Annotated in this window: 22 protein-coding genes; 18 read left to right on the plus strand and 4 right to left on the minus strand. The window is 58.5% G+C overall.

Annotated elements, in window-relative coordinates:
- The first annotated feature begins 52 nt into the window (after positions 1–52).
- Both eno and queE read left to right on the plus strand, forming a co-directional pair.
- A complete protein-coding gene (gene eno, locus OJ965_RS06565) occupies positions 53–1,348 on the plus strand; it encodes a phosphopyruvate hydratase (RefSeq protein WP_009086962.1) in 1,296 nt (431 codons plus the stop codon).
- Between the two features lie 229 nt (positions 1,349–1,577).
- Positions 1,578–2,249, plus strand: a complete 672-nt coding sequence (queE, locus tag OJ965_RS06570; protein ID WP_150030186.1) for a 7-carboxy-7-deazaguanine synthase QueE — start codon at positions 1,578–1,580, stop codon at positions 2,247–2,249.
- A gap of 104 nt (positions 2,250–2,353) precedes the next feature.
- On the opposite strand, the gene queD is transcribed toward queE, so the two are convergent.
- Positions 2,354–2,713, minus strand: a complete 360-nt coding sequence (queD, locus tag OJ965_RS06575) for a 6-carboxytetrahydropterin synthase QueD (RefSeq protein WP_009086958.1) — start codon at positions 2,711–2,713, stop codon at positions 2,354–2,356.
- Between the two features lie 299 nt (positions 2,714–3,012).
- Between queD and cysJ the strand changes: the two genes are divergently transcribed.
- Genes cysJ through OJ965_RS06590 form a run of 3 tightly spaced genes read left to right on the plus strand, consistent with a single transcriptional unit; the run spans position 3,013 to position 7,276 of the window.
- On the plus strand, positions 3,013–4,824 hold the full coding sequence (cysJ, locus tag OJ965_RS06580; protein WP_009086955.1) for an NADPH-dependent assimilatory sulfite reductase flavoprotein subunit: 1,812 nt from the start codon (positions 3,013–3,015) through the stop codon (positions 4,822–4,824).
- Positions 4,824–6,545 carry an assimilatory sulfite reductase (NADPH) hemoprotein subunit gene (gene cysI / locus OJ965_RS06585; protein ID WP_009086953.1) on the plus strand — a complete coding sequence of 574 codons (1,722 nt, stop codon included), beginning with the start codon at positions 4,824–4,826 and terminating at the stop codon, positions 6,543–6,545. Before cysJ ends, cysI begins: the two co-directional genes overlap by 1 nt.
- A complete protein-coding gene (locus OJ965_RS06590; RefSeq protein WP_009086951.1) occupies positions 6,542–7,276 on the plus strand; it encodes a phosphoadenylyl-sulfate reductase in 735 nt (244 codons plus the stop codon). Before cysI ends, OJ965_RS06590 begins: the two co-directional genes overlap by 4 nt.
- Before the next feature lie 58 nt (positions 7,277–7,334).
- Here OJ965_RS06590 and OJ965_RS06595 read toward each other — a convergent pair whose 3' ends face one another.
- Together OJ965_RS06595 and OJ965_RS06600 are read right to left on the minus strand one after the other, a co-directional pair.
- Positions 7,335–7,619 (minus strand): YciI family protein, encoded by a 285-nt coding sequence (locus OJ965_RS06595; RefSeq protein ID WP_009086949.1) that lies wholly within the window; start codon positions 7,617–7,619, stop codon positions 7,335–7,337.
- 9 nt (positions 7,620–7,628) lie between these two features.
- The gene (locus OJ965_RS06600; RefSeq protein ID WP_265138406.1) at positions 7,629–8,642 is read right to left on the minus strand and encodes an aminopeptidase; all 1,014 of its coding nucleotides are present in this window, start codon (positions 8,640–8,642) and stop codon (positions 7,629–7,631) included.
- A gap of 365 nt (positions 8,643–9,007) precedes the next feature.
- On the opposite strand from OJ965_RS06600, the gene cysG reads away from it, so the two are divergent.
- The 13 genes from cysG to rpoS all read left to right on the plus strand — a co-directional run bounded on the left by cysG (position 9,008) and on the right by rpoS (position 20,379).
- Entirely contained in the window at positions 9,008–10,423 is a 1,416-nt protein-coding gene (cysG, locus tag OJ965_RS06605; RefSeq protein WP_265138408.1) for a siroheme synthase CysG, read from the plus strand.
- Between the two features lie 9 nt (positions 10,424–10,432).
- Entirely contained in the window at positions 10,433–11,341 is a 909-nt protein-coding gene (gene cysD / locus OJ965_RS06610) for a sulfate adenylyltransferase subunit CysD (protein ID WP_009086943.1), read from the plus strand.
- Between the two features lie 11 nt (positions 11,342–11,352).
- Positions 11,353–12,780 (plus strand): sulfate adenylyltransferase subunit CysN, encoded by a 1,428-nt coding sequence (cysN, locus tag OJ965_RS06615; RefSeq protein WP_140925053.1) that lies wholly within the window; start codon positions 11,353–11,355, stop codon positions 12,778–12,780.
- Positions 12,780–13,385, plus strand: coding sequence for an adenylyl-sulfate kinase (cysC, locus tag OJ965_RS06620; protein WP_265138414.1), 606 nt, complete (start codon positions 12,780–12,782; stop codon positions 13,383–13,385). Before cysN ends, cysC begins: the two co-directional genes overlap by 1 nt.
- A 54-nt stretch (positions 13,386–13,439) precedes the next feature.
- A complete protein-coding gene (locus OJ965_RS06625; RefSeq protein ID WP_265138416.1) occupies positions 13,440–13,760 on the plus strand; it encodes a DUF3561 family protein in 321 nt (106 codons plus the stop codon).
- Positions 13,761–13,936: 176 nt separating this feature from the next.
- Positions 13,937–14,254, plus strand: a complete 318-nt coding sequence (gene ftsB, locus OJ965_RS06630; RefSeq protein WP_009086936.1) for a cell division protein FtsB — start codon at positions 13,937–13,939, stop codon at positions 14,252–14,254.
- Between the two features lie 3 nt (positions 14,255–14,257).
- Positions 14,258–14,974, plus strand: coding sequence for a 2-C-methyl-D-erythritol 4-phosphate cytidylyltransferase (ispD, locus tag OJ965_RS06635; RefSeq protein WP_265138418.1), 717 nt, complete (start codon positions 14,258–14,260; stop codon positions 14,972–14,974).
- Positions 14,974–15,456: a 2-C-methyl-D-erythritol 2,4-cyclodiphosphate synthase gene (gene ispF, locus OJ965_RS06640; RefSeq protein ID WP_009086933.1), complete on the plus strand. Its 483-nt coding sequence runs from the start codon at positions 14,974–14,976 to the stop codon at positions 15,454–15,456. Before ispD ends, ispF begins: the two co-directional genes overlap by 1 nt.
- Positions 15,453–16,493 (plus strand): tRNA pseudouridine(13) synthase TruD, encoded by a 1,041-nt coding sequence (gene truD / locus OJ965_RS06645; protein ID WP_265138421.1) that lies wholly within the window; start codon positions 15,453–15,455, stop codon positions 16,491–16,493. Before ispF ends, truD begins: the two co-directional genes overlap by 4 nt.
- A 191-nt stretch (positions 16,494–16,684) precedes the next feature.
- Positions 16,685–17,446, plus strand: a complete 762-nt coding sequence (surE, locus tag OJ965_RS06650) for a 5'/3'-nucleotidase SurE (RefSeq protein ID WP_046102451.1) — start codon at positions 16,685–16,687, stop codon at positions 17,444–17,446.
- Complete coding sequence (locus tag OJ965_RS06655; protein ID WP_009086927.1) at positions 17,440–18,066, plus strand: protein-L-isoaspartate(D-aspartate) O-methyltransferase; 627 nt, start codon at positions 17,440–17,442, stop codon at positions 18,064–18,066. The genes surE and OJ965_RS06655 overlap by 7 nt, the downstream gene beginning before the upstream one ends.
- A gap of 162 nt (positions 18,067–18,228) precedes the next feature.
- The gene (nlpD, locus tag OJ965_RS06660; protein WP_009086925.1) at positions 18,229–19,329 is read left to right on the plus strand and encodes a murein hydrolase activator NlpD; all 1,101 of its coding nucleotides are present in this window, start codon (positions 18,229–18,231) and stop codon (positions 19,327–19,329) included.
- Positions 19,330–19,386: 57 nt separating this feature from the next.
- Positions 19,387–20,379 carry an RNA polymerase sigma factor RpoS gene (gene rpoS, locus OJ965_RS06665; protein ID WP_009086923.1) on the plus strand — a complete coding sequence of 331 codons (993 nt, stop codon included), beginning with the start codon at positions 19,387–19,389 and terminating at the stop codon, positions 20,377–20,379.
- Between the two features lie 120 nt (positions 20,380–20,499).
- Here rpoS and mutS read toward each other — a convergent pair whose 3' ends face one another.
- The gene (gene mutS, locus OJ965_RS06670) at positions 20,500–23,061 is read right to left on the minus strand and encodes a DNA mismatch repair protein MutS (RefSeq protein ID WP_009086921.1); all 2,562 of its coding nucleotides are present in this window, start codon (positions 23,059–23,061) and stop codon (positions 20,500–20,502) included.
- Positions 23,062–23,074 lie beyond the last annotated feature (13 nt).

The raw sequence follows: 23,074 nt of genomic DNA on the forward strand, positions 1-23,074 counted from the left end.
TTCGCGCGTTGTTTGTCTTAGGATTGACTAACTTGTACTGAGGAAAATCGTAATGTCCAAAATCGTAAAAGTCATCGGTCGCGAAATTATCGACTCACGTGGTAACCCGACTGTTGAAGCTGAAGTGCATCTGGAAGGCGGTTTCGTAGGCCTGGCCGCTGCGCCATCAGGTGCTTCTACCGGTTCACGCGAAGCGCTGGAACTGCGTGACGGTGACAAATCACGTTTCCTGGGCAAAGGCGTAACCAAAGCCGTTGCTGCAGTAAACGGTCCGATTGCTGAAGCGGTAAAAGGCAAAGACGCGAAAGATCAGGCGAACATCGACAAGATCATGATCGACCTGGACGGTACTGAGAACAAATCTAACTTCGGTGCAAACGCCATTCTGGCCGTTTCCCTGGCGGCGGCAAAAGCGGCGGCGGCGTCTAAAGGTCAGCCACTGTATGAGCACATCGCTGAACTGAACGGCACCCCGGGCAAATACTCTATGCCTCTGCCAATGATGAACATCATCAACGGTGGCGAACATGCCGACAACAACGTCGACATCCAGGAGTTCATGATTCAGCCGGTTGGCGCAGCTAACGTGAAAGAAGCCATCCGTATGGGTTCTGAAGTGTTCCACAACCTGGCAAAAGTGCTGAAAAGCAAAGGCATGAGCACCGCTGTCGGTGACGAAGGCGGCTACGCACCAAACCTGGGTTCCAACGCTGAAGCACTGGCTGTTATCGCAGAAGCGGTAAAAGCAGCAGGCTACGAGCTGGGCAAAGACATCACACTGGCGATGGACTGTGCGGCATCTGAGTTCTACAAAGATGGCAAATATGTTCTGGCCGGTGAAGGCGGTAAAGCGTTCACCTCTGAAGAGTTCACCCACTTCCTGGAAGATCTGACTAAACAGTATCCGATCGTCTCTATCGAAGATGGCCTGGACGAATCTGACTGGAACGGCTTCGCTTACCAGACCAAAGTTCTGGGCGACAAAATCCAGCTGGTGGGTGATGACCTGTTCGTAACCAACACCAAAATCCTGAAAGAAGGTATCGAAAAAGGTATCGCTAACTCCATCCTGATCAAATTCAACCAGATCGGTTCTCTGACCGAAACTCTGGCTGCGATCAAAATGGCGAAAGACGCGGGCTACACTGCGGTGATCTCTCACCGTTCAGGTGAAACCGAAGATGCGACCATCGCTGACCTGGCGGTTGGTACTGCAGCAGGCCAGATCAAAACCGGTTCAATGAGCCGCTCTGACCGTGTTGCTAAGTACAACCAGCTGATCCGTATCGAAGAAGCGCTGGGTTCTAAAGCGCCATTCAACGGTCTGAAAGAAGTTAAAGGTCAGTAATGACCCGGTGCTGATGCCACGTTGCGTGGCATCGCATAAACAGAAAGCCCCGCCCTGTGCGGGGCTTTTTGTTTATGCAGTGTACAGTCACGGATGGCAGGGCCCGATCAAGCGGCAATCCTGCCGGCCCGTGCAGTTCCCTGCGCGCGGAGAAAAGGCACAACGCGTGGTTGAGCTGCGCGACAAATCTGCCATAATCAGCGCCCCGATTTATCCAGGCGAGTAAAAAATGTTCTACCCGATTAACGAAATGTTCCAGACACTGCAGGGCGAAGGTTACTACACCGGCGTGCCTGCTCTCTTTATCCGCCTGCAGGGATGCCCGGTGGGCTGTAGCTGGTGCGATACCAAACATACCTGGGACAAACGGGCAGATCGGGAGACCTCGCTGGGCGACATTTTGATTAAAACGGTGGAGAGTGACGCCTGGGGCGATGCCGACGCGGCGACCCTGCTTCGCGCCATCGAACAGCAGGGCTGGACGGCGCGGCACGTGGTGATTACCGGCGGTGAACCGGCGATATACGATCTGCGTCCGTTAACCGCTGCGCTGGAGCAGCAGGGTTTTCAGTGCCAGATTGAGACCAGTGGCACTCACGAAATCCACTGCTCTGAACGGACCTGGGTGACGGTGTCGCCGAAGGTGAACATGCGCGGCGGCTACGACGTGCTGCCGCAGGCCCTGAGCCGGGCTGATGAAATCAAACATCCGGTGGCGCGCCAGCGTGATGTCGAGGCACTGGATGAACTACTGGCGGGCATTGAGGACAGCAAACCGCGCATCATCGCGCTTCAGCCCATCAGCCGCAAAGAGGAGGCGACCCGCCTCTGCATTGAGACCTGCATCGCCCGTAACTGGCGTCTGTCGATGCAGACTCACAAATATCTCAATATCGCCTGATTTTCATCGCGGCGGTTTCTGCGCGCGGAGGGGAGTGCAGGAAAGGGGGTGGCAGAGGCGAAAAAGGGGAGCCGCGTCGGATCGAAGGATTCGATCCGACAGGGTCAGCCGCGGTAAACGCAGCCCGCAGTGCAGGTTTCTTTGATCATGACCGCGCTTAACAGCGGCAGTTGCGGCTTCATCTGATCCCAAATCCATTTCGCCAGCACTTCGCTGGTGGGATTTTCCAGGCCGGGAATATCGTTCAGGTAGTAGTGATCCAGCCGATCGTAGACCGGCTTAAAAGCCGCTTTCAGTTCAGCAAAATCCATAACCCAGCCGGTATGCGCATCCACTTCGCCGGTAATCTCCAGACGAACCAGGAACGAATGACCGTGCAGACGGCCACATTTGTGTCCGGCCGGCACATTCGGAAGATGGTGCGCGGCCTCGAACTGGAATTCTTTAAACAGGGTGGTAGACATAGTGGTTCTCAGACATTAAAAAACCGCTGGATTCTACCTGATTACCGCTTTTTTCGCACCCGCTGCGCACGAAGCGTTCTCTTTCTTTACCCGTCTTCCTCTGACGTCCAGCTAATTAACTGATATATCGCCGCTTTGCTTACCACTTTTGCTGATTAATCCTACCTGAAAAACCATTTAGTCATTTTGGTTATTTGATATGTCGAAGGCGTATTTAATCGTTAATATACAGCCCGGTAACCTACGCACTCTTCCGCCATTTTACGGTCCGGACTTCTGATACTGGAATTTTTAACGCGATGACGACTCAGGCACCTGGTTCAATGCTTCCGCTCTCTCCGGAACAACTCGCCCGCTTACAGGCGGCGACGACAGATTATTCCCCGACTCAACTGGCGTGGCTGTCAGGCTATTTCTGGGGCAGGGTAGAACAGGCACCGGGTAGCGCCGTCGCCAGCAGCACACCGCCTGCGGCGGCCGCTGAAGCACCGGTTATCACACTGCTTTCCGCCTCACAGACCGGCAATGCCCGTCGTCTGGCCGAGCAGCTGCGTGATGACCTGCTGGCCGCCAAGCTGAATGTCAACCTGGTGAACGCCGGTGATTACAAGTTCAAACAGATTGGCCAGGAAAAGATGCTGGTCGTCGTCACCTCGACCCAGGGCGAGGGCGAACCGCCTGAAGAGGCGGTGGCGCTGCATAAGTTCCTGATGTCGAAAAAGGCACCGAAAATGGAGGGGGCCGCCTTTGCCGTGTTTGGCCTGGGCGATACCTCCTATGAATTCTTCAGTCAGGCGGGCAAAGATTTTGACAGCCGTCTGGCCGAGCTGGGCGGCGAGCGCCTGCTTGATCGCGTGGATGCGGATGTCGAGTATGCGGAGCAGGCCACGGCCTGGCGCAGTGCGCTGACAGCGATCCTCAAAGCGCGGGTGCCGACTGAATCGCCGGCGCAGGCGGCCGCGACAGTAGCAGGCAGCGTCAACGAAGTGACCACCAGCCCCTACAGCAAAGAGGCGCCGCTCAGCGCCAGCCTGGCGGTGAATCAGAAAATCACCGGACGGGATTCCGACAAAGATGTGCGCCATATCGAAATCGATCTGGGCGACTCCGGTCTGCGCTACCAGCCCGGCGATGCGCTGGGCGTCTGGTATGAAAACGACGCGGCGCTGGTCAGCGAACTGCTGGAGCTGGTCTGGCTGAAAGGCGATGAACCGGTTGAGGTTCAGGGCAGCACGCTGCCGCTGGCCGAGGCGCTGCAGAAGCATTTTGAGCTGACGGTGAACACGGCGCAGATTGTTGCGCAGTACGCTCAGCTGTCGCGTAACGCCGAACTGCTGGCACTGGTGGATGATAAAGCCAGACTGCAGCACTATGCGCAGCAGTACCCCATCGTCGACATGGTGCGCCTGGCTCCGTCTGAGCTCAGCGCAGAACAGCTGACCGGACTGCTGCGTCCGCTGACGCCGCGACTCTACTCTATCGCCTCCTCTCAGGCAGAAACCGATACCGAAGTGCATATCACCGTGGGTGCCGTTCGCTTTGATATCGAAGGTCGCCAGCGTGGCGGCGGCGCATCCACCTGGCTGGCCGATCGCATCGAAGAAGAGGGCGAGGTCCGGGTGTTCATCGAACATAACGACAACTTCCGCCTGCCGGCCGATCCGGATGCTCCGGTCATCATGATCGGGCCGGGCACCGGCATCGCTCCCTTCCGCGCCTTTATGCAGCAGCGCGATAACGACGGTGCGGGCGGCAAAAACTGGCTATTCTTTGGCAATCCCCACTTCACCGAGGATTTCCTCTATCAGGTCGAGTGGCAGAAATATGTGAAGGATGGTCTGCTGACCCATATCGACCTCGCCTGGTCACGGGATCAGGCTGAAAAGATTTACGTTCAGGATAAGATCCGCGCGAAAGGTGCCGAAGTGTGGCGCTGGATTCAGGAGGGCGCGCATCTTTATGTCTGTGGCGACGCCAATCGCATGGCAAAAGACGTCGAGCAGGCATTGCTGGATGTGGTGGTCGAACACGGCGGAATGGATCGTGAAACGGCCGACGAATTTTTAAGTGAGCTGCGCATTGAGCGCCGTTATCAGCGAGACGTTTACTAATGAGCGATAAACACCCTGGACCGCTGGTTGTAGAAGGCAAATTAACCGACGCTGAGCGTCTGAAGAAGCAGAGCAACTATCTGCGCGGCACCATTAAAGAAGATCTGGAAGAGGGTCTGACCGGTGGATTTACCGGCGACAACTTCCTGCTGATCCGTTTCCACGGCATGTACCAGCAGGACGATCGCGACATCCGTGCCGAGCGTGCTGAGCAGAAGCTGGAGCCGCGCCACGCCATGATGCTGCGCTGCCGTCTGCCGGGCGGGATCATTACGCCGACCCAGTGGCTGGCTATCGACAGATTTGCCACCGACAAAACCCTTTATGGCAGCATCCGTCTGACCAACCGTCAGACCTTCCAGTTTCACGGCATTCTGAAAAAGAACGTGAAGCCGACGCATCAGATGCTGCACGAAGTGGGGCTGGACGCGCTGGCGACCGCCAACGACGTCAACCGTAACGTGCTCTGCACCTCGAACCCGGTTGAGTCGGAGCTGCATCAGGAAGCGTATGAGTGGGCGAAGAAGCTCTCTGAGCATCTGCTGCCGCGCACCCGTGCCTATGCCGAGATCTGGTGGGATAAGGAAAAGATCGCGACCACCGATGAAGAGCCAATCCTCGGTGAAACCTATCTGCCGCGTAAGTTCAAAACGACGGTGGTGATCCCGCCGCACAACGACGTGGATCTGCACGCCAACGATCTGAACTTCGTAGCGATCGCTGAAAACGGCAAGCTGGTGGGCTTCAACCTGCTGGTGGGCGGCGGCCTGTCGATCGAGCACGGCAACAAAGCGACCTACGCACGCACCGCCAGCGAGTTTGGCTACTTCCCGGTGGATAAGATCCTCGACGTGGCTGAAGCGGTTGTCACCACCCAGCGCGACTGGGGTAACCGTACCGACCGTAAAAACGCCAAAACCAAGTACACCCTGGAGCGCGTGGGCGTCGAGACCTTTAAGGCGGAAGTGGAAAAACGGGCCGGCGTGACCTTTGAGCCGATCCGCCCGTATGAATTCACCACCCGTGGCGATCGCATTGGCTGGATTAAAGGCATCGACAATAAATGGCACCTGACGCTGTTTATCGAGAATGGTCGCCTGCTCGACTATCCGGGCCGTCCGCTGAAGAGCGGCATTGCTGAAATTGCGAAAGTCCATCAGGGCGATTTCCGCCTGACCGCCAACCAGAACCTGATTGTGGCGGGCGTGCCGGAGAGCGAGAAAGCGAAGATTGAAGCGATCGCCCGTGAACATGGTCTGATGGATCACGTCACGCCGCAGCGCGAAAACTCGATGGCCTGCGTGGCCTTCCCGACCTGTCCGCTGGCGATGGCGGAAGCAGAACGCTTCCTGCCCGCCTTCGTGACCAAAGTCGAGGGCATCATGCATGCGCACGGCGTCGGTGATGAGCACATAGTGTTACGCGTTACCGGTTGTCCGAACGGTTGTGGTCGTGCCATGCTGGCAGAGCTGGGTCTGGTGGGTAAAGCGCCAGGCCGCTATAACCTGCATCTGGGCGGAAACCGCACCGGAACGCGTATTCCCCGCATGTACCGTGAGAACATTAACGAAAGCGAAATTCTCGCCACCATTGATGAGCTGGTGGGACGCTGGGCCACCGAGCGCCAGGCCGCAGAAGGCTTTGGTGACTTCACCATCCGCGCGGGCATTGTCGCGCCGGTGCTGGACCCGGCACGCGACTTTTGGGAGGAGGCAAAATGAGTCATCCTGACCTCGCAGCACTGAATGAGATGTCCAAAGTCCAGCGCGCAATGGCGCTGGCGGCGACCAATGCGCAGCTGGAGAAGGCGTCAGCAGAAGAGCGGGTCAGCTGGGCGCTGGAGCATCTGCCGGGCGCCTATGTGCTCTCCTCCAGCTTCGGTATTCAGGCCGCGGTGTCGCTGCACCTGGTGACGCGTCAGCAGCCCGATATTCCGGTGATCCTGACCGACACCGGCTATCTCTTCCCGGAGACTTACCGTTTCATTGATGAGCTGGCAGACCAGCTCAATCTCAACCTCAAAGTGTTCCGCGCCGAAACCTCTCCGGCCTGGCAGGAAGCACGCTACGGCAAACTGTGGGAGCAGGGCGTCGAGGGGATTGAGAAATACAACGAGATCAACAAAGTCGAACCGATGAACCGCGCGCTGGAAACCCTGGGCGCGCAGACCTGGTTTGCTGGTTTGCGCCGCGATCAGTCAGGCAGCCGGGCGAATCTGCCGGTGCTGGGCGTGCAGCGCGGCGTCTTTAAAGTGCTGCCGATTATTGACTGGGATAACCGGAAGATTCATCAGTATCTGGAACAGCACAAGCTGAAATACCACCCGCTGTGGGATGAGGGCTATCTCTCGGTGGGCGATACCCACACCACCCGCAAGTGGGAACCGGGCATGGCAGAAGAAGAGACCCGCTTCTTCGGTCTCAAGCGTGAGTGCGGCCTGCACGAAGGCTGAATCCCGTGCCTCTTCTCTCCCTCTGGCTGGCGGGAGAGAAGGGCGTCACTGCCCGGTCTCACACGCCGGTTAAGCCACTGAAGGCTTCCGCTGCCCGCGTGACATTCACCTTTGTCACCTCATACTGCGCCACGGCGACAAAAGGATCTTCCGCTAAGATCGCCTCCAGCCGTTCACGCTCAATATCCCTCACCAGCAGCATGCCGCCGGTGCGCGGATCTTTCCGTCCCGCCGCAATAAAAATGTCCGCGTCAAAATAGCGATTAAGCCAGTCGATATGGCCAGCCAGCAGGGTTTCAACTTCCTCTACCGGACGAATGTAATTCAGAAAGACGACGTACATGTCAGATCCTCACACGTTGGGATTGGTCAGTTCTCTGAGCAGCGGCAGCAGCACGCTGACACTGTCATGGGTTCGCCGGGCTATCTGACCCGGCAGCCAGCGGTCAAGGTAGTTCAGATTATCCAGGTCAGTCTGATGGCGGGTGATGCCATCGGGAAAGTGGCGGCTGCGGTGACGCTGCAGCGCGCCATCTTTATTCCCCAGCGTCCAGTTACTGGCGGTCACATCCAGCAGCGGAAAGCCAGCCCTGTCAAAGGCATTCAGCCCGCTGACATCTTTGCGGGTCAGCTGATGACTGGCGGCGGGAATGCCCAGCTGGCGGGCCAGCAGCAGCGCCCGATCGCTGGTCTGCTTGCGTACCGCCCGGGGCGTATTCATGCCGCTGTTAAAATAGAGGTGATCGCCGGTGATCAGGCTGTTGAGATCGATGACCAGCAGGGTGTTCTTCTTCTCACGCGCGCTCATCCGCTCCACGTAGTCATCCATGCCGTGCAGATCGGCTTCTCCGGCGCTCAGCGCCACAAAGCGGACGCCATAGTGCAGCGGTTTCTGACTCAGCTGCTGCGCCAGTTCCAGCATCACGCCCAGCCCTGAGGCGTTATCATCCACCCCCTGCAGACGCAGGCCGCCCAGATTGCGGTGAACCTGAGCGCTGTTCAGCGGCGTCCAGGTATCCAGATGGGCCACGATCAGGATCTCCTGCGGCACGCTGCCGGCGCGTGCGGCAATGACCGAGGTGGCGGTCAGCTTGTGCCAGCGCCGCGAGCCATCCTCTTCCTGCCAGTTGTAACCGGTGTTGAACTGGCGGGTATTGGTCTGATAACCCAGCGCGGTAAATTGCTGCTGCAGATAGTCAGCCGCCATCAGCTCTGCCGGGCTGCCACTCATGCGGCCCGGGAAAAAGGTGGCGATGTGCCGGACCTGCTGCTCGGCAAACTGGCCGGGCGGCGTGGCCAGTGCCAGCGGGGAGAGGAGTGCGCCAGACAAAAGAGTGGCAACCCTCAGACGGAGGGAACAAAACATAGTGTATCCTTTTTTTTATTTGTCCGGAGCGGGCCTGTACAGGGGCCAGGGCCGCTCATGCCGGGCGTATTATACGCTTTTTGTCCCGCAATCCTGTTAGTGGAATTGGGCGCTGTCGCCTCCGGCACAGAGAGGCAGACCTTTGCGCTGGCACTTATCTGCTTTTGCAGCGCAGCAGGTGCGGAGGAATCTGTGAGCCTGTTCACGAAAAAGCCATTACATTTCATCTGTTAAGATCAAATTGTTCTGTGCTTTGCGCCACCGTTATTCCATTCGGTAACTACTCATTCCAATTCGTAATTTCATCTGGATAAACTCAGCGACGTATAGTCCCGTTAATACAAAGTTAAAACATCAGGGTTAACGTGGACTATTTGCCTCTTTTTGCCGATCTCTCTGGCCGCCCGGTTCTGGTTGTCGGCGGTGGAGATATTGCGGCGCGAAAAATTGAACTGCTGCGTCGCGCGCGCGCGCGTGTTCAGATCGCCTCTCGTGAACTCTGCCCGGAACTGCAGGAACTGCTGGATAAGCAGGAGCTGGAGTGGGTGGCGACCGAATTTGATCCGTCCCAGCTGGATGGCGTTTTCCTGGTGATTGCTGCCACCGACGATAACCATCTCAACACCCAGGTTTTTGAAGCCGCTAACGCGCGGCATAAGCTGGTTAACGTGGTCGACGACCAGCCAAAATGCACCTTCATCTTCCCGTCGATTGTTGACCGCTCACCGCTGGTAGTAGCGATCTCCTCCAGCGGCACCGCGCCGGTACTGGCACGCATGCTGCGCGAAAAAATCGAAACGCTGCTGCCCGCCAGTCTGGGTCAGATGGCGGAGGTAGCCGGACTCTGGCGCGATAAGGTCAAACAGCGCTTCAGCCGCATGTCCGATCGTCGGCGTTTCTGGGAGCGGGCCTTCGACGGTCTGTTCGCCAGTCAGATGTCCGCCGGTAACGTCGAAGAGGCGAAACGCACCCTGGATCGTGAACTGCTGGAAGAGCCAACCCGTCAGGGCGAGATCTTTCTGGTCGGTGCCGGGCCGGGCGACAGCGGCCTGCTGACGCTGCGTGGCCTGCAGGTAATGCAGTTAGCCGATGTGGTGCTCTATGACCATCTGGTCAGCGAAGAGGTGCTGGACCTGGTGCGTCGTGACGCCGACCGCATCTGCGTCGGTAAACGCGCCAGCGCGCATACGTTGCCGCAGGAAGAGATTAATCAGTTGATGGTTTCACTGGCGCTGAAAGGTAAGCGCGTTGTCCGCCTCAAGGGCGGCGATCCCTTTATCTTTGGCCGCGGCGGCGAAGAGCTGCAGGCGGCACAGCAGGCGGGCGTGCCGTTCCAGGTGGTGCCGGGCGTCACCGCGGCTGCCGGTGCGACGGCCTATGCCGGGATTCCGCTGACCCACCGCGACTATGCCCAGAGCGTGATGTTTATTACCGGTCACTGCCGTCCCGATGGGGATGATATTGACTGGCCATCGCTGGCGCGTGCGCGTCAGACGCTGGCGATCTACATGGGAACGGTTAAAGCGGCCCTGATCAGCGAGGCGCTGATTCAGCATGGTCGTGCGGCCTCCACGCCGGTGGCGGTGATCAGTCGCGGCACCCGTCAGGATCAGCAGGTGCTGACCGGCACCTTAGAACACCTTGAGGCGCTGGCCGCCTCGGCACCTACTCCGGCGCTGCTGGTGATCGGAGAGGTGGTTAATCTGCACGGGCAACTCGCCTGGTTTAAACATTCAGCACAGCAGGGGGCTCGCGAGTCCGCCGTTGTCAATCTGGCTTGAGGGAAAATCATGGACCAAAAACGACTCACTCATCTGCGTCAGCTGGAGGCGGAGAGCATCCATATCATTCGCGAAGTGGCTGCAGAGTTCAGCAACCCGGTGATGATGTACTCCATCGGCAAAGACTCTTCGGTCATGCTGCACCTGGCACGCAAAGCGTTCTATCCGGGCACGCTGCCGTTTCCGTTGCTGCATGTGGACACCGGCTGGAAATTCCGCGAGATGTATGAATTCCGTGACCGCACCGTGAAAGCGATGGGTGCCGAGCTGATCGTTCACCGCAACCCGGAAGGGGTGGCGATGGGCATTAACCCGTTTGTCCACGGCAGCGCCAAACACACCGATATCATGAAAACGGAAGGGCTGAAGCAGGCGCTGGACAAATATGGTTTTGACGCGGCCTTCGGCGGCGCACGTCGCGATGAAGAGAAGTCGCGTGCCAAAGAGCGTATCTACTCGTTCCGTGACCGCTTCCATCGCTGGGACCCGAAAAACCAGCGCCCTGAGCTGTGGCACAACTACAACGGTCAGATCAACAAGGGCGAAAGCATCCGCGTTTTCCCGCTGTCGAACTGGACCGAACTGGATATCTGGCAGTACATCTTCCTGGAAAACATCGAGATCGTGCCGCTCTATCTCGCCGCCCCGCGTCCGGTGCTGGAGCGTGACGGCATGCTGATGATGATTGATGACGATCGTATCAATCTGCAGCCGGGTGAAGAGATCACTCAACGGATGGTCCGTTTCCGTACCCTCGGCTGCTGGCCGCTGACTGGCGCAGTAGAGTCCGAAGCGCAGACGCTGCCGGAGATCATCGAAGAGATGCTGGTGTCCACCACCAGTGAGCGTCAGGGCCGCATGATCGACCGCGACCAGTCCGGTTCGATGGAACTGAAAAAACGCCAGGGTTATTTCTAAGGAGACGCCAGATGAATACCGTAATTGCACAACAGATTGCCGACCAGGGCGGCGTTGAAGCCTGGCTGACCGCTCAGCAACACAAGAGCCTGCTGCGTTTTCTGACCTGCGGCAGCGTGGACGATGGAAAAAGTACGCTGATTGGGCGTCTGCTGCACGACACCCGTCAGATCTATGAAGACCAGCTCTCTTCACTGCACAACGACAGCAAACGTCACGGCACCCAGGGCGAGAAGCTCGATCTGGCGCTGCTGGTAGACGGTCTGCAGGCGGAGCGTGAGCAGGGCATTACCATCGACGTGGCCTACCGCTACTTCTCGACCGAAAAGCGTAAATTCATTATTGCCGACACGCCGGGCCATGAGCAGTACACCCGCAACATGGCGACCGGGGCCTCCACCTGCGACCTGGCGATCCTGCTGATCGACGCGCGAAAAGGCGTGCTGGATCAGACCCGTCGTCACAGCTTTATCTCGACGCTGCTGGGCATTAAGAACCTGGTGGTGGCGATCAATAAGATGGATCTGGTGGACTACAGTCAGGATCGCTTCGAGGCGATCAAACAGGATTATCTCGATTTCGCCGCCCAGCTGCCGGACGATCTCGACATCCGCTTTGTGCCGATGTCGGCGCTGGAAGGGGACAACGTTGCGACGGCCAGCCAGACCATGCCGTGGTACACCGGCCCGACGCTACTGGACGTGCTGGAGACCGTGGAGCTGAAGCGCGTTGTCGACCATCAGCCGATGCGTTTCCCGGTGCAGTATGTGAACCGTCCTAACCTCGATTTCCGTGGCTATGCCGGTACCCTGGCGTCAGGCAGCGTACAGGTGGGGCAGCGCGTTAAAGTGCTGCCGTCTGGCGTGGAGTCGACGATTGCCCGCATTGTGACCTTTGATGGCGATCTGCAGGACGCGGGAGCAGGGGAGGCGATTACCCTGGTGCTGCAGGATGAGATTGATATCAGCCGTGGCGATCTGCTGGTGGACGCCAGCGAAACGCTGACGGCAGTGCAGTCGGCCAGCGTAGACGTGGTGTGGATGGCCGAGCAGCCGCTGCAGGCGGGTCAGAGCTACGATCTGAAAATCGCCGGTAAGAAAACCCGTGGCCGGGTCGAAAAGGTGCTGCACCAGGTCGACATCAACTCGCTGGCGACCCATCAGGTCGATGCGCTGCCGCTGAACGGAATCGGCCGCATTGAGATCGTCTTCAATGAACCGATGGTGCTCGACAGCTATCAGCAGAACCCGGTGACCGGCGGCATGATCTTTATCGATCGCCTGAGCAACGTCACGGTCGGGGCGGGCATGATCCATCAGCCCAACCAGGATGTGCCGGCCAGTACGGGTGAGTTCAGCGCCTTTGAGCTGGAACTGAATGCGCTGGTGCGCCGTCACTTCCCACACTGGAACGCGCGCGATCTGCTGGGCGGTCAATAATGGCGCAGCACGACGATAACGTGGTGTGGCATGACCATCCGGTCACCCGCGCGGCACGCGAACAGCAGCACGGCCATCAGGGCGTGGTGCTGTGGTTCACCGGGCTGTCGGGCTCGGGGAAATCCACGGTCGCCGGTGCGCTGGAGCAGGCGCTGCACCGCATCGGTGTCAGCACCTATCTGCTGGATGGGGATAATGTGCGTCACGGCCTGTGCCGTGACCTCGGTTTCAGCGATGACGACCGTAAAGAGAATATCCGTCGGGTCGGTGAAGTGGCGAAACTGATGGTGGATGCCGGATTAGTGGTGCTCACCGCCTTTATTTCACCGCATCGCGCCGAGCGGCAGATGGTGCGCGATCTGCTGGAACCGGGACAGTTTATCGAGGTGTTTGTCGATACGCCGTTAGCGGTGTGTGAGGCGCGCGATCCTAAAGGGTTATATCGCAAAGCCCGGGCCGGAGAACTGCGAAACTTCACCGGCATCGACAGCGTTTACGAAGCCCCCGATAGCCCGGAAATTCAGCTGGATGGCGAACAATTGGTTACAAAACTGGCCGCCCAATTGTTAGACCTGCTGCGTGACCGCGATATCATCAGATCCTGAAGAGACAGCGGCAAATCGTCTCTGATTTGCCGCCCTCGCACCAACAGGATGCCTATGCAGAACATAACCCCACTGCTCGCTCGTAAAGATGACACCAACCCGGATGAGCCGCGCTCACTGCTGCCGGGCTGCGTGATCGGCTTTCTCGCTTACTGGTGTGCGCTGGCGATCCCGTTCCTGCTGTTCGGCTCTAACACGCTGTTTTTCTTTCTTTATACCTGGCCATTCTTTCTGGCGCTGCTGCCGGTTGCGGTGGTCGCCGGTATTGCCCTGAATACCCTGCTCAGCGGACAGTGGCTCTGGACCGCACTCGCCACCGTGATTCTGGTGGTCTCCCTCTTCTGGTTAATGTTCTCTTTTCTCTCCGGCTGGTAAGCGCTGATGCTCCTGCGCTGATGTGCAAACGCATCGGCCGGTTACAAATCTTTTCCCCCCGGAATCGCTGCTGATTCATATTTTGTGCAGACGCGCGGCAAAGCGCGCCATTTTCTCCGCTGGTGTGGAGTCCTGTGCAAAGTTATGGGATGATTGGGCCGTTTTTAGGGGGCGGGATGGGAAAACTGACGTTACTGTTACTGGTGCTGCTCGGCTGGCTGCAATATTCATTGTGGCTGGGGAAAAATGGCATCCACGACTATACGCGCGTCAATGATGATGTCGCGGTGCAACAGGCTAACAATGCCAAACTGAAATCGCGCAACGATCAGCTGTTTGCCGAAATTGATGACCTCAATGGCGGCTCGGAAGCGATCGAGGAGCGTGCACGCAATGAGCTGGGCATGATTAAGCCCGGTGAGACCTTCTATCGTCTGGTGCCTGACCAGAACAAACGCAACGCGCAACAATCAGCGCAAAACCAACAACGATAAAACATGAATACTCTGGCCTCCCTTGCGGATGTGATTGCCGTGGTGCCCGCGGCCGGGATCGGCAGCCGCATGCAGGCAACCTGTCCTAAGCAGTATCTGACGATTGGTCAGCACACCCTTCTGGAACACAGCATTGCACGTCTGTTTTCCCATCCTGCCATTAAACAGGTTATTGTCGCCCTCAGTCCCGACGATCAGCACTTCGCCTCACTGCCGCTGGCGCGCGATCCGCGCGTGCTCAGGGTCACTGGCGGAGAGACCCGCGCCGAATCGGTGCTGGCTGGCCTGCAGGCCGCGCAGGGTTCCGCGTGGGTTCTGGTTCACGATGCTGCCCGTCCCTGTCTGCATCCCGACGACCTGCAGCAGCTGCTTAACGTGCGCGAACAGAGCCACGTCGGCGGGATTCTGGCCGCACCGGTGCGCGACACCATGAAGCGGGGCGAGCCGGGCAAAGCCGCGGTGGCCCACACGGTAGAGCGTGACGATCTCTGGCACGCCTTAACCCCCCAGTTTTTCCCGCATGCGCTGCTGACAGCCTGCCTGACGCGGGCACTGACCGAGGGCGTAACCATTACGGATGAGGCCTCGGCGCTGGAGTATTGCGGCTACCATCCGCTGCTGGTCAGCGGACGCAGTGATAACATCAAAGTCACCCGGCCAGAAGATCTGGCGCTGGCGGCTTTTTATCTGAGTCAGATTCAATTAAAGGAGAGCGCATGATGCGTATCGGTCACGGTTTTGACGTTCACGCCTTTGGCGGAGAGGGTCCGTTAGTGATTGGCGGTGTGCGGATCCCGTTTGAGCAGGGGTTTATCGCCCATTCCGATGGTGATGTGGCGCTGCATGCGCTGACGGACGCGCTGCTGGGCGCGGTCGCCATGGGCGATATTGGCAAACTGTTTCCGGACACGGATCCCGCGTTTAAAGGCGCGGACAGCCGCGGCCTGCTGCGCGAGGCCTGGCGTCGTATCGAAGCCAAAGGCTATCGCATCGGTAACGTGGATGTCACCCTGATTGCCCAGGCGCCGAAAATGCTGCCGCATGTGCCGCAGATGCGCATCAACATCGCGGAAGATCTGGGATGTCACATGGATGCGGTCAATGTCAAAGCCACCACGACCGAAAAGCTGGGCTTTACCGGGCGCGGTGAAGGGATCGCCTGCGAAGCGGTGGCCCTGCTGCTGAAAGCCGACACTCAATGACGCTTCACTATCTGCACGGCACGCCCGCTGCCACCGGCGTCATCAAAGCCAGCCCGGAAGATTTTGTGGTGGTTGAAGATCTCGGTTATGGCCCGGATGGGGAAGGTGAGCATCTGCTGGTGCGCATCCGTAAAGTGGGCGCGAATACCCGCTTCGTGGCGGAGGCGCTGGCGAAATATCTCGGTGTGCATCAGCGTGACATGAGCTATGCCGGGATGAAGGATCGCCATGCCGTGACGGAGCAGACGCTCTGTTTCCGTCTGCCGGGGAATGCGATGCCCGATCTGCGCGGTTTTGCGCTGGAGGGGGTTGAGATCCTGCAGGCGGTACGCCACAAGCGCAAGCTGCGCACCGGCGCGCTGGCCGGAAATGCGTTCCGGCTGGTCATCCGCCAGATCAGTGACCGTGAGGCGGTTGAGACGCGCCTGACGCAGATTTGTGACGCGGGTGTGCCGAACTATTTCGGTGAGCAGCGTTTCGGGCGCGGCGGCAATAACCTGGTGATCGCAGAGAAGTGGGCGCGCAACGAGATTACCCTGCGCGATCGCAACAAGCGCAGCCTGATGCTCTCTGCCGCGCGCAGTGCGCTGTTTAATCAGGTGACCAGTGCGCGTCTGGCGCAGCAGGGCGGCCTGAGTCAGGTCCTTAACGGCGATGCCCTGCAGCTGACCGGGCGAGGCAGCTGGTTTGTTGCGCAGCCGGATGAGCTGGAAGCGTGCCAGCGCCGGGTTGAACAGCATGAACTGCGCATCACCGCGCCGCTGCCGGGGCGGGGCGAGCCGGGTCCGCAGGCGGATGCGCTGGCCTTTGAAGAGCAGGTGCTGGCTGGCGAAACGCTGCTCACCGGCCTGGTTGAGCGCGAGCGGGTGGATGCCGCACGCCGTGCCATGCTGGTCGTGCCGCGCGATCTGCGCTGGAGCTGGTGGGATGAGGTGACGCTGGAGCTGACGTTCTGGCTGCCCGCAGGCAGCTTCGCCACCAGCGTCGTCAGAGAACTGCTGGTTCAGGCCGACGCGTCCGATCAGATTGATGAGTAATCTTCGCCGCAACCTGAACCGCTGTGTGGGGAATGTTGCGGCAACCCCCCTCTGCTGTGTGATTTACGCCTACCACTTCCTTGCGTGCCTCGCTAGAATGCAAAAATCGCCGCCCATTCCTCACCTGTTGCCATGCCGTTCAGACAGGTTCAGTCGCGGCGATCAGTCGAATAAAAAAAGGTCAGAACGAAATGCGGATATTGCTCAGCAACGATGACGGCATTCATGCGCCAGGTATTCAGACTCTGGCGAAAGCCCTGCGGCAGATTGCTGACGTGCAGGTGGTTGCCCCCGATCGTAACCGAAGCGGTGCGTCAAACTCGCTCACCCTGGAAACGCCCCTGCGAACGTTCACCCATGAAAACGGCGATATCGCGGTGCAGATGGGTACCCCGACCGACTGTGTCTATCTGGGGGTGAATGCCCTGATGCAGCCGCGGCCCGATATTGTGGTGTCAGGCATTAATGCCGGTCCCAACCTGGGGGATGATGTGATTTACTCCGGCACGGTCGCGGCGGCGATGGAGGGGAGGCACCTGGGCTTACCGGCGGTGGCCGTTTCGCTCAATGGTCATCAGCACTATGAGACAGCCGCGGCGGTGACCTGTGCGCTTCTCCGGGCGCTGACGCATGAGCCGCTGCGCACCGGTCGCATTCTCAATATCAACGTGCCTGATCTGCCGCTCTCCGAACTCCGGGGCATTCGCGTGACGCGCTGTGGCAGCCGCCATCCGGCCGATCAGGTGATTGCGCAGCAGGACCCGCGCGGCAATACCCTCTACTGGATTGGCCCGCCGGGTGAAAAACTGGATGCCGGGCCGGATACGGACTTCGCCGCCGTAGATCAGGGCTATGTCTCTGTCACCGCGCTGCACGTCGATTTAACGGCGCACAGTGCCCAGGAGGTGCTCAGCGACTGGCTGGCGAAAGCTGAGGTGAATCTGGCATGGTGAATCGGCGTATTGAGACGTTGCTGTCACAACTGCGTCAGCAGGGCATCCATGACGAAAACCTGCTGAAAGCCATCAGCGAGGTGCCACGCGAACGCTTTATCGATGAGGCGTTCGAGCACAAGGCCTGGGACAATGTCGCCCTGCCTATTGGCTCCGGTCAGACCATCTCACAGCCTTACATGGTGGCGCGGATGACCGCGCTGCTCGGGCTGAATCCCCATTCGCGGGTGCTGGAGATCGGCACCGGTTCGGGTTATCAGACCGCCATTCTGGCCCACCTGGTTGATCACGTCTATTCCGTGGAGCGGATTAAAGGGCTGCAGTGGCAGGCCAAGCGCCGGCTGAAACAGCTCGATCTGCACAATGTCTCCACCCGCCATGGCGACGGCTGGCAGGGCTGGCCATCCCGTGGCCCGTTCGATGCGATTATCGTCACGGCGGCCCCGCCGGAAATTCCGATTGCGCTGATAGCGCAGCTGGCAGAAGGCGGCATTATGGTGCTGCCGGTGGGGGAAGATCAGCAGGTACTGAAACGGCTGCGTCGTCAGGGAAAAGAGGTGACGGAAGAGACCATCGAGCCGGTGCGTTTTGTTCCGCTGGTGCAGGGCGACCTGGCCTGACCCTCTACGTATTTCTTCACAACTGTTTCATGGCACCACGTACCTGATGTTGTTACTATCCGGTTTACCTAACGAAAACACAGCTTTTATCGCGTCACGCAGAGCATTCTGCTGGCAGATACAGTGAAACAGATAGATCAGAGTTGCCATCACGGGGGATTAATGAGCACGGGAAGCACACTTTTTCAGTTACGCCGTCTGGCGGCGCTTTCACTGGTAGGTTTCTGGCTGGCAGGCTGCAGCTCCAGCGACAACTCGCAGGCGCCCATCAGTCGCGTGGGCGACAATGGCGGCATGAACAGCAGCCCGTCTGACACAGGCATGGTTTCGGGCGGCGTACCTGCCACACCTGCCCAGGGACAAATGTTAAGCACAAATTCAGGATCTGCTCCCCGTAGCGGTGGAATGATTAGTACCAGCGATAATGTTGAGACACAGAATGGCCGGATTGTGTACAACCGCAGTTATCAGAATATTCCAAAGGGTAGTTACTCCGGTGAAACATATACCGTTAAGCGCGGTGACACATTGTTTTACATTGCCTGGATTACCGGCAACGACTTCCGCGATTTAGCCCAGCGCAACAACGTTCCGGCGCCCTATAGCCTGAATGTGGGGCAAACGCTGCAGATTGGAAATGGGTCAGGTCAGCCGATTACGGGCGGAAATCCCATTACCGTTGCTGATGCAACGCAGGGCGGTGTCCCGGCGTCGCCACAAATTAAAGCGCCTGTTGTTGCACAGCAACCTGTTATTACGTATTCTGATGATTCGGGTAATTCGGGTGGCAGCAAATTGTTGCCTTCGAAAGGAGCAAATGTTGCAACGACAACAGCTCCAGTCGTTACCGCCCCCCCAACGGTGAGCAGTACCACCAACAGTTCAACGCCGGTCGGAAGCTGGCGCTGGCCGACCGATGGGAAGATTATCGATAACTTCTCTGCCGCCGAAGGTGGCAATAAAGGGATCGATATCGCCGGAACGCGCGGACAATCTGTCGTTTCCACCGCATCAGGACGCGTGGTTTACGCAGGTAACGCACTCCGGGGGTACGGTAATTTAATCATCATTAAACACAACGATGATTACCTGAGTGCCTACGCCCACAACGATACAATGCTGGTTCGGGAACAACAGGAAGTTAAGGCGGGGCAGAAGATCGCTACCATGGGTAGCACCGGAACCAGTTCAGTCAGATTACATTTTGAAATTCGTTACAAGGGGAAATCCGTAAACCCGTTGCGTTATTTACCGCAGCGATAATCCGGCAGAACAGACCCTTTTTATGTTCTGCCCTGGAATCACGGGTAGGAGCCGCTTATGAGCCAGAATACGCTGAAAGTAAACGAGTTACATGAGAACGCGGAATTCGATGAGAACGGAGCTGAAATTTTTGACGAGAAAGCACTCGTTGAAAACGAAGCCAGTGATAGCGACGTAGCGGAAGAAGAGTTGCTATCACAGGGTGCGACGCAGCGTGTTTTAGATGCGACGCAGCTCTATCTTGGGGAGATTGGCTATTCTCCGTTGTTAACGGCAGAGGAAGAAGTTTTCTTCGCTCGCCGTGCATTGCGGGGTGATATTCCTTCCCGTCGCCGTATGATCGAAAGTAACTTACGCCTGGTGGTGAAAATCGCCCGTCGTTACAGCAATCGTGGTTTAGCCCTGCTGGACCTGATTGAAGAAGGTAACCTCGGCCTGATTCGCGCCGTTGAGAAATTTGACCCGGAGCGCGGGTTCCGTTTCTCAACGTACGCCACCTGGTGGATTCGTCAGACCATTGAACGGGCGATCATGAATCAAACCCGTACTATCCGTCTGCCGATTCACATTGTTAAAGAACTGAATGTTTATCTGCGTACTGCGCGTGAACTGTCCCACAAGCTCGACCATGAGCCGAGTGCGGAAGAGATCGCGGAGCAGCTTGATAAACCGGTTGATGACGTAAGCCGTATGTTGCGTCTCAACGAACGCATTACCTCGGTTGACACGCCATTAGGCGGTGATTCTGAAAAAGCGCTGCTGGATATTCTGGCCGATGAGAAAGACAACGGCCCGGAAGACACCACGCAGGACGATGACATGAAACAAAGCATCGTCAAATGGCTGTTCGAACTGAACGCCAAGCAGCGCGAAGTGCTGGCACGTCGTTTCGGCCTGTTGGGCTATGAAGCGGCAACGCTTGAGGATGTCGGCCGTGAAATCGGCTTAACCCGTGAGCGTGTCCGTCAGATTCAGGTTGAAGGTTTGCGCCGTCTGCGCGAAATCCTGCAGGCGCAGGGCCTCAACATTGAAGCACTGTTTCGTGAATAATTGATCTGAGCATGAATGCGAAAAGCGGTGGTGAAAACCACCGCTTTTTTTATGCCTGCAGAAAAGGTCAGGCAGAAACGTAGCGGGCCTGTCCGCGCTTTCACGCGGCACGGCGAACCTTCAGACCAGCGACTTAAGGCGATAGATCCAGTCGAGCGCCTGACGCGGCGTCAGCGTATCCGGGTCCAGCGCCTCCAGGGCTTCTACCGCCGGTGAGGTCTCTTCAACCAGCAGCGGCAGCTGAGAACCGTCGACCGTCGATGAGGCGGAGTGACTGGAGACGGTCTCCAGCTCTTTCAGCTTGCTGCGCGCGCGCCTGATGACCTCTTTGGGCACCCCCGCCAGCGCTGCCACGGCCAGACCATAGCTCTTGCTGGCGGCCCCCTCCTGCACGCTGTGCATAAAGGCGATGGTGTCACCGTGCTCCACCGCGTCCAGGTGAACATTGACCACGCCCTCCATTTTCTCCGGCAGGGTGGTCAGCTCGAAGTAATGGGTCGCGAACAGCGTCATCGCCTTGATGCGGTTGGCCAGGTTTTCGGCACAGGCCCAGGCCAGCGATAAGCCGTCGTAGGTGGAGGTACCGCGTCCAATCTCATCCATCAGCACCAGACTGTTTTCGGTGGCGTTGTGCAGGATATTGGCGGTTTCGGTCATCTCCACCATAAAGGTCGAGCGTCCGGAAGCGAGATCGTCAGCGGCACCGACGCGGGTGAAGATGCGATCCAGCGGGCCAATCAGCGTCTCATCGGCGGGAACAAAACTGCCAATCCACGCCATCAGCGCAATCAGCGCCGCCTGACGCATGTAGGTACTTTTACCGCCCATGTTCGGACCGGTGATGATCAGCATTCTGCGCTGGGGGGCCAGGGAGAGCGGGTTCGCAATAAACGGCTCTTTCAGCACCTGTTCGACCACCGGATGGCGACCGCCGCTGATTTTGATTCCGGCTTTATCCTGCAACACCGGCCGGCAGTAGTTCAGCGTCCAGGCACGCTCGGCCAGATTGCTCAGCACATCCAGCTCTGCCAGCGCCGCGGCACTCAGCTGCAACGCTTCAAGATGCGGCAGCAGCTGATCGAACAGCGCCTCATAGAGGCTTTTTTCCAGCGACAGCGCTTTCCCCTTCGAGGTGAGCACCTTGTCTTCGTACTCCTTCAGCTCCGGGATGATGTAGCGTTCCGCATTTTTCAGGGTCTGACGACGGACATAGTGCATCGGCACCTGATGGCTCTGCGCGCGGCTTACCTGAATGAAGTAGCCGTGTACGCCGTTAAAGCCAACCTTAAGGGTATCCAGTCCCAGCTTCTCGCGTTCGCGAATCTCCAGCCTGTCGAGATAGTCCGTTGCACCATCGGCCAGCGCACGCCACTCATCCAGCTCGGCGTTGTAACCGGGAGCAATCACGCCGCCGTCGCGGATCAGCACCGGCGGGGAGTCGATGATCGCCTGTTCCAGCAGCTCACGCAGCGCGGCGAACTCGCCCATCTGGGTGCGCAGCTTCTGCAGCTGTGGCGCTTCAACATCGGCCAGCAGCTGGTTAAGCTCCGGCAGCTGCTGAAAAGCGTGCCGCATGCGGGCCAGATCGCGCGGGCGGGCGGTGCGCAGCGCCAGGCGGGCCAGGATTCGTTCCAGATCGCCGACCTGACGCAACACCGGCTGAAGCACCTCACTGAGAGGCTGCAGTTCTGCAATCGACTCCTGACGCTGGGTGATCGTGCGCACGTCGCGCAGCGGCATATGCAGCCAGCGTTTGAGCATGCGGCTTCCCATCGGGGTGACCGTTTTGTCCAGCACGGCCGCCAGGGTGTTGTCGGTGCCGCCTGCCAGGTTCTGGGTGATCTCCAGATTACGGCGGGTGGCCGCATCCATAATGATGCTGTCCTGCTGCCGCTCCATGCTCAGCGAGCGGATGTGTGGCAGGGTAGTGCGCTGGGTATCTTTGGCATACTGCAGCAGACAGCCCGCCGCACTCAGTCCGAGCTGCGCATTCTCCACGCCAAACCCGTTAAGGTCACGGGTGCCGAACTGCAGATTGAGCTGCTGCCGGGCGGTGTCGATCTCAAACTCCCACAGCGGACGGCGGCGCAGGCCACGACGCTGATCGATCAGTGACATCGCCTGGAAATCTTCAGGGTAGAGCAGCTCGGCCGGGTTGGTGCGCTGCAGCTCTGCCGCCATAGTTTCGGCATCGGCAGGTTCGCTGAGGCGAAAACGGCCCGAGCTGATATCGAGCGTGGCGTAGCCAAATCCCCGCGGACTTTGCACAATCGCTGCCAGCAGGTTGTCGTGCCGCTCCTGTAACAGCGCCTCATCGCTGATGGTTCCCGGCGTAACGATACGCACCACTTTGCGCTCAACCGGACCTTTGCTCAGCGCCGGGTCACCGATCTGCTCACAGATCGCCACGGATTCGCCCAGCTGCACCAGCTTAGCCAGATACCCCTCAACCGCATGATAGGGCACACCGGCCATCGGGATCGGTTCGCCTGCCGACGCGCCGCGTTTGGTCAGCGAAATCTCCAGCAGCTGTGAGGCACGTTTCGCGTCGTCATAAAACAGCTCGTAGAAGTCACCCATACGGTAAAACAGCAGAATGTCAGGGTGCTCTGCCTTGAGGCGCAGGTACTGCTGCATCATGGGCGTGTGAGAAGGAAAGTCCTTTTCGGTTGGCTCTTGCATAAGGTTTTAACTC

The organism is Pantoea anthophila (genome assembly GCF_026104315.1).
GTDB classification, from domain to species: Bacteria; Pseudomonadota; Gammaproteobacteria; order Enterobacterales; family Enterobacteriaceae; genus Pantoea; species Pantoea anthophila.

Excerpts from the sequence above, each read along its gene's own strand:
- queD (WP_009086958.1), bottom strand. The coding sequence starts at position 2,713 with ATGTCTACCACCCTGTTTAAAGAATTCCAGTTCGAGGCCGCGCACCAT.
- cysI (WP_009086953.1), top strand. The coding sequence starts at position 4,824 with ATGAGCGATAAACACCCTGGACCGCTGGTTGTAGAAGGCAAATTAACC.
- surE (WP_046102451.1), top strand. The coding sequence starts at position 16,685 with ATGCGGATATTGCTCAGCAACGATGACGGCATTCATGCGCCAGGTATT.
- cysJ (WP_009086955.1), top strand. The coding sequence starts at position 3,013 with ATGACGACTCAGGCACCTGGTTCAATGCTTCCGCTCTCTCCGGAACAA.
- OJ965_RS06600 (WP_265138406.1), bottom strand. The coding sequence starts at position 8,642 with ATGTTTTGTTCCCTCCGTCTGAGGGTTGCCACTCTTTTGTCTGGCGCA.
- mutS (WP_009086921.1), bottom strand. The coding sequence starts at position 23,061 with ATGCAAGAGCCAACCGAAAAGGACTTTCCTTCTCACACGCCCATGATG.
- cysC (WP_265138414.1), top strand. The coding sequence starts at position 12,780 with ATGGCGCAGCACGACGATAACGTGGTGTGGCATGACCATCCGGTCACC.
- cysD (WP_009086943.1), top strand. The coding sequence starts at position 10,433 with ATGGACCAAAAACGACTCACTCATCTGCGTCAGCTGGAGGCGGAGAGC.
- ispF (WP_009086933.1), top strand. The coding sequence starts at position 14,974 with ATGCGTATCGGTCACGGTTTTGACGTTCACGCCTTTGGCGGAGAGGGT.
- OJ965_RS06655 (WP_009086927.1), top strand. The coding sequence starts at position 17,440 with ATGGTGAATCGGCGTATTGAGACGTTGCTGTCACAACTGCGTCAGCAG.
- truD (WP_265138421.1), top strand. The coding sequence starts at position 15,453 with ATGACGCTTCACTATCTGCACGGCACGCCCGCTGCCACCGGCGTCATC.
- ispD (WP_265138418.1), top strand. The coding sequence starts at position 14,258 with ATGAATACTCTGGCCTCCCTTGCGGATGTGATTGCCGTGGTGCCCGCG.
- rpoS (WP_009086923.1), top strand. The coding sequence starts at position 19,387 with ATGAGCCAGAATACGCTGAAAGTAAACGAGTTACATGAGAACGCGGAA.
- OJ965_RS06595 (WP_009086949.1), bottom strand. The coding sequence starts at position 7,619 with ATGTACGTCGTCTTTCTGAATTACATTCGTCCGGTAGAGGAAGTTGAA.
- OJ965_RS06625 (WP_265138416.1), top strand. The coding sequence starts at position 13,440 with ATGCAGAACATAACCCCACTGCTCGCTCGTAAAGATGACACCAACCCG.
- queE (WP_150030186.1), top strand. The coding sequence starts at position 1,578 with ATGTTCTACCCGATTAACGAAATGTTCCAGACACTGCAGGGCGAAGGT.
- cysN (WP_140925053.1), top strand. The coding sequence starts at position 11,353 with ATGAATACCGTAATTGCACAACAGATTGCCGACCAGGGCGGCGTTGAA.
- nlpD (WP_009086925.1), top strand. The coding sequence starts at position 18,229 with ATGAGCACGGGAAGCACACTTTTTCAGTTACGCCGTCTGGCGGCGCTT.
- eno (WP_009086962.1), top strand. The coding sequence starts at position 53 with ATGTCCAAAATCGTAAAAGTCATCGGTCGCGAAATTATCGACTCACGT.
- OJ965_RS06590 (WP_009086951.1), top strand. The coding sequence starts at position 6,542 with ATGAGTCATCCTGACCTCGCAGCACTGAATGAGATGTCCAAAGTCCAG.
- ftsB (WP_009086936.1), top strand. The coding sequence starts at position 13,937 with ATGGGAAAACTGACGTTACTGTTACTGGTGCTGCTCGGCTGGCTGCAA.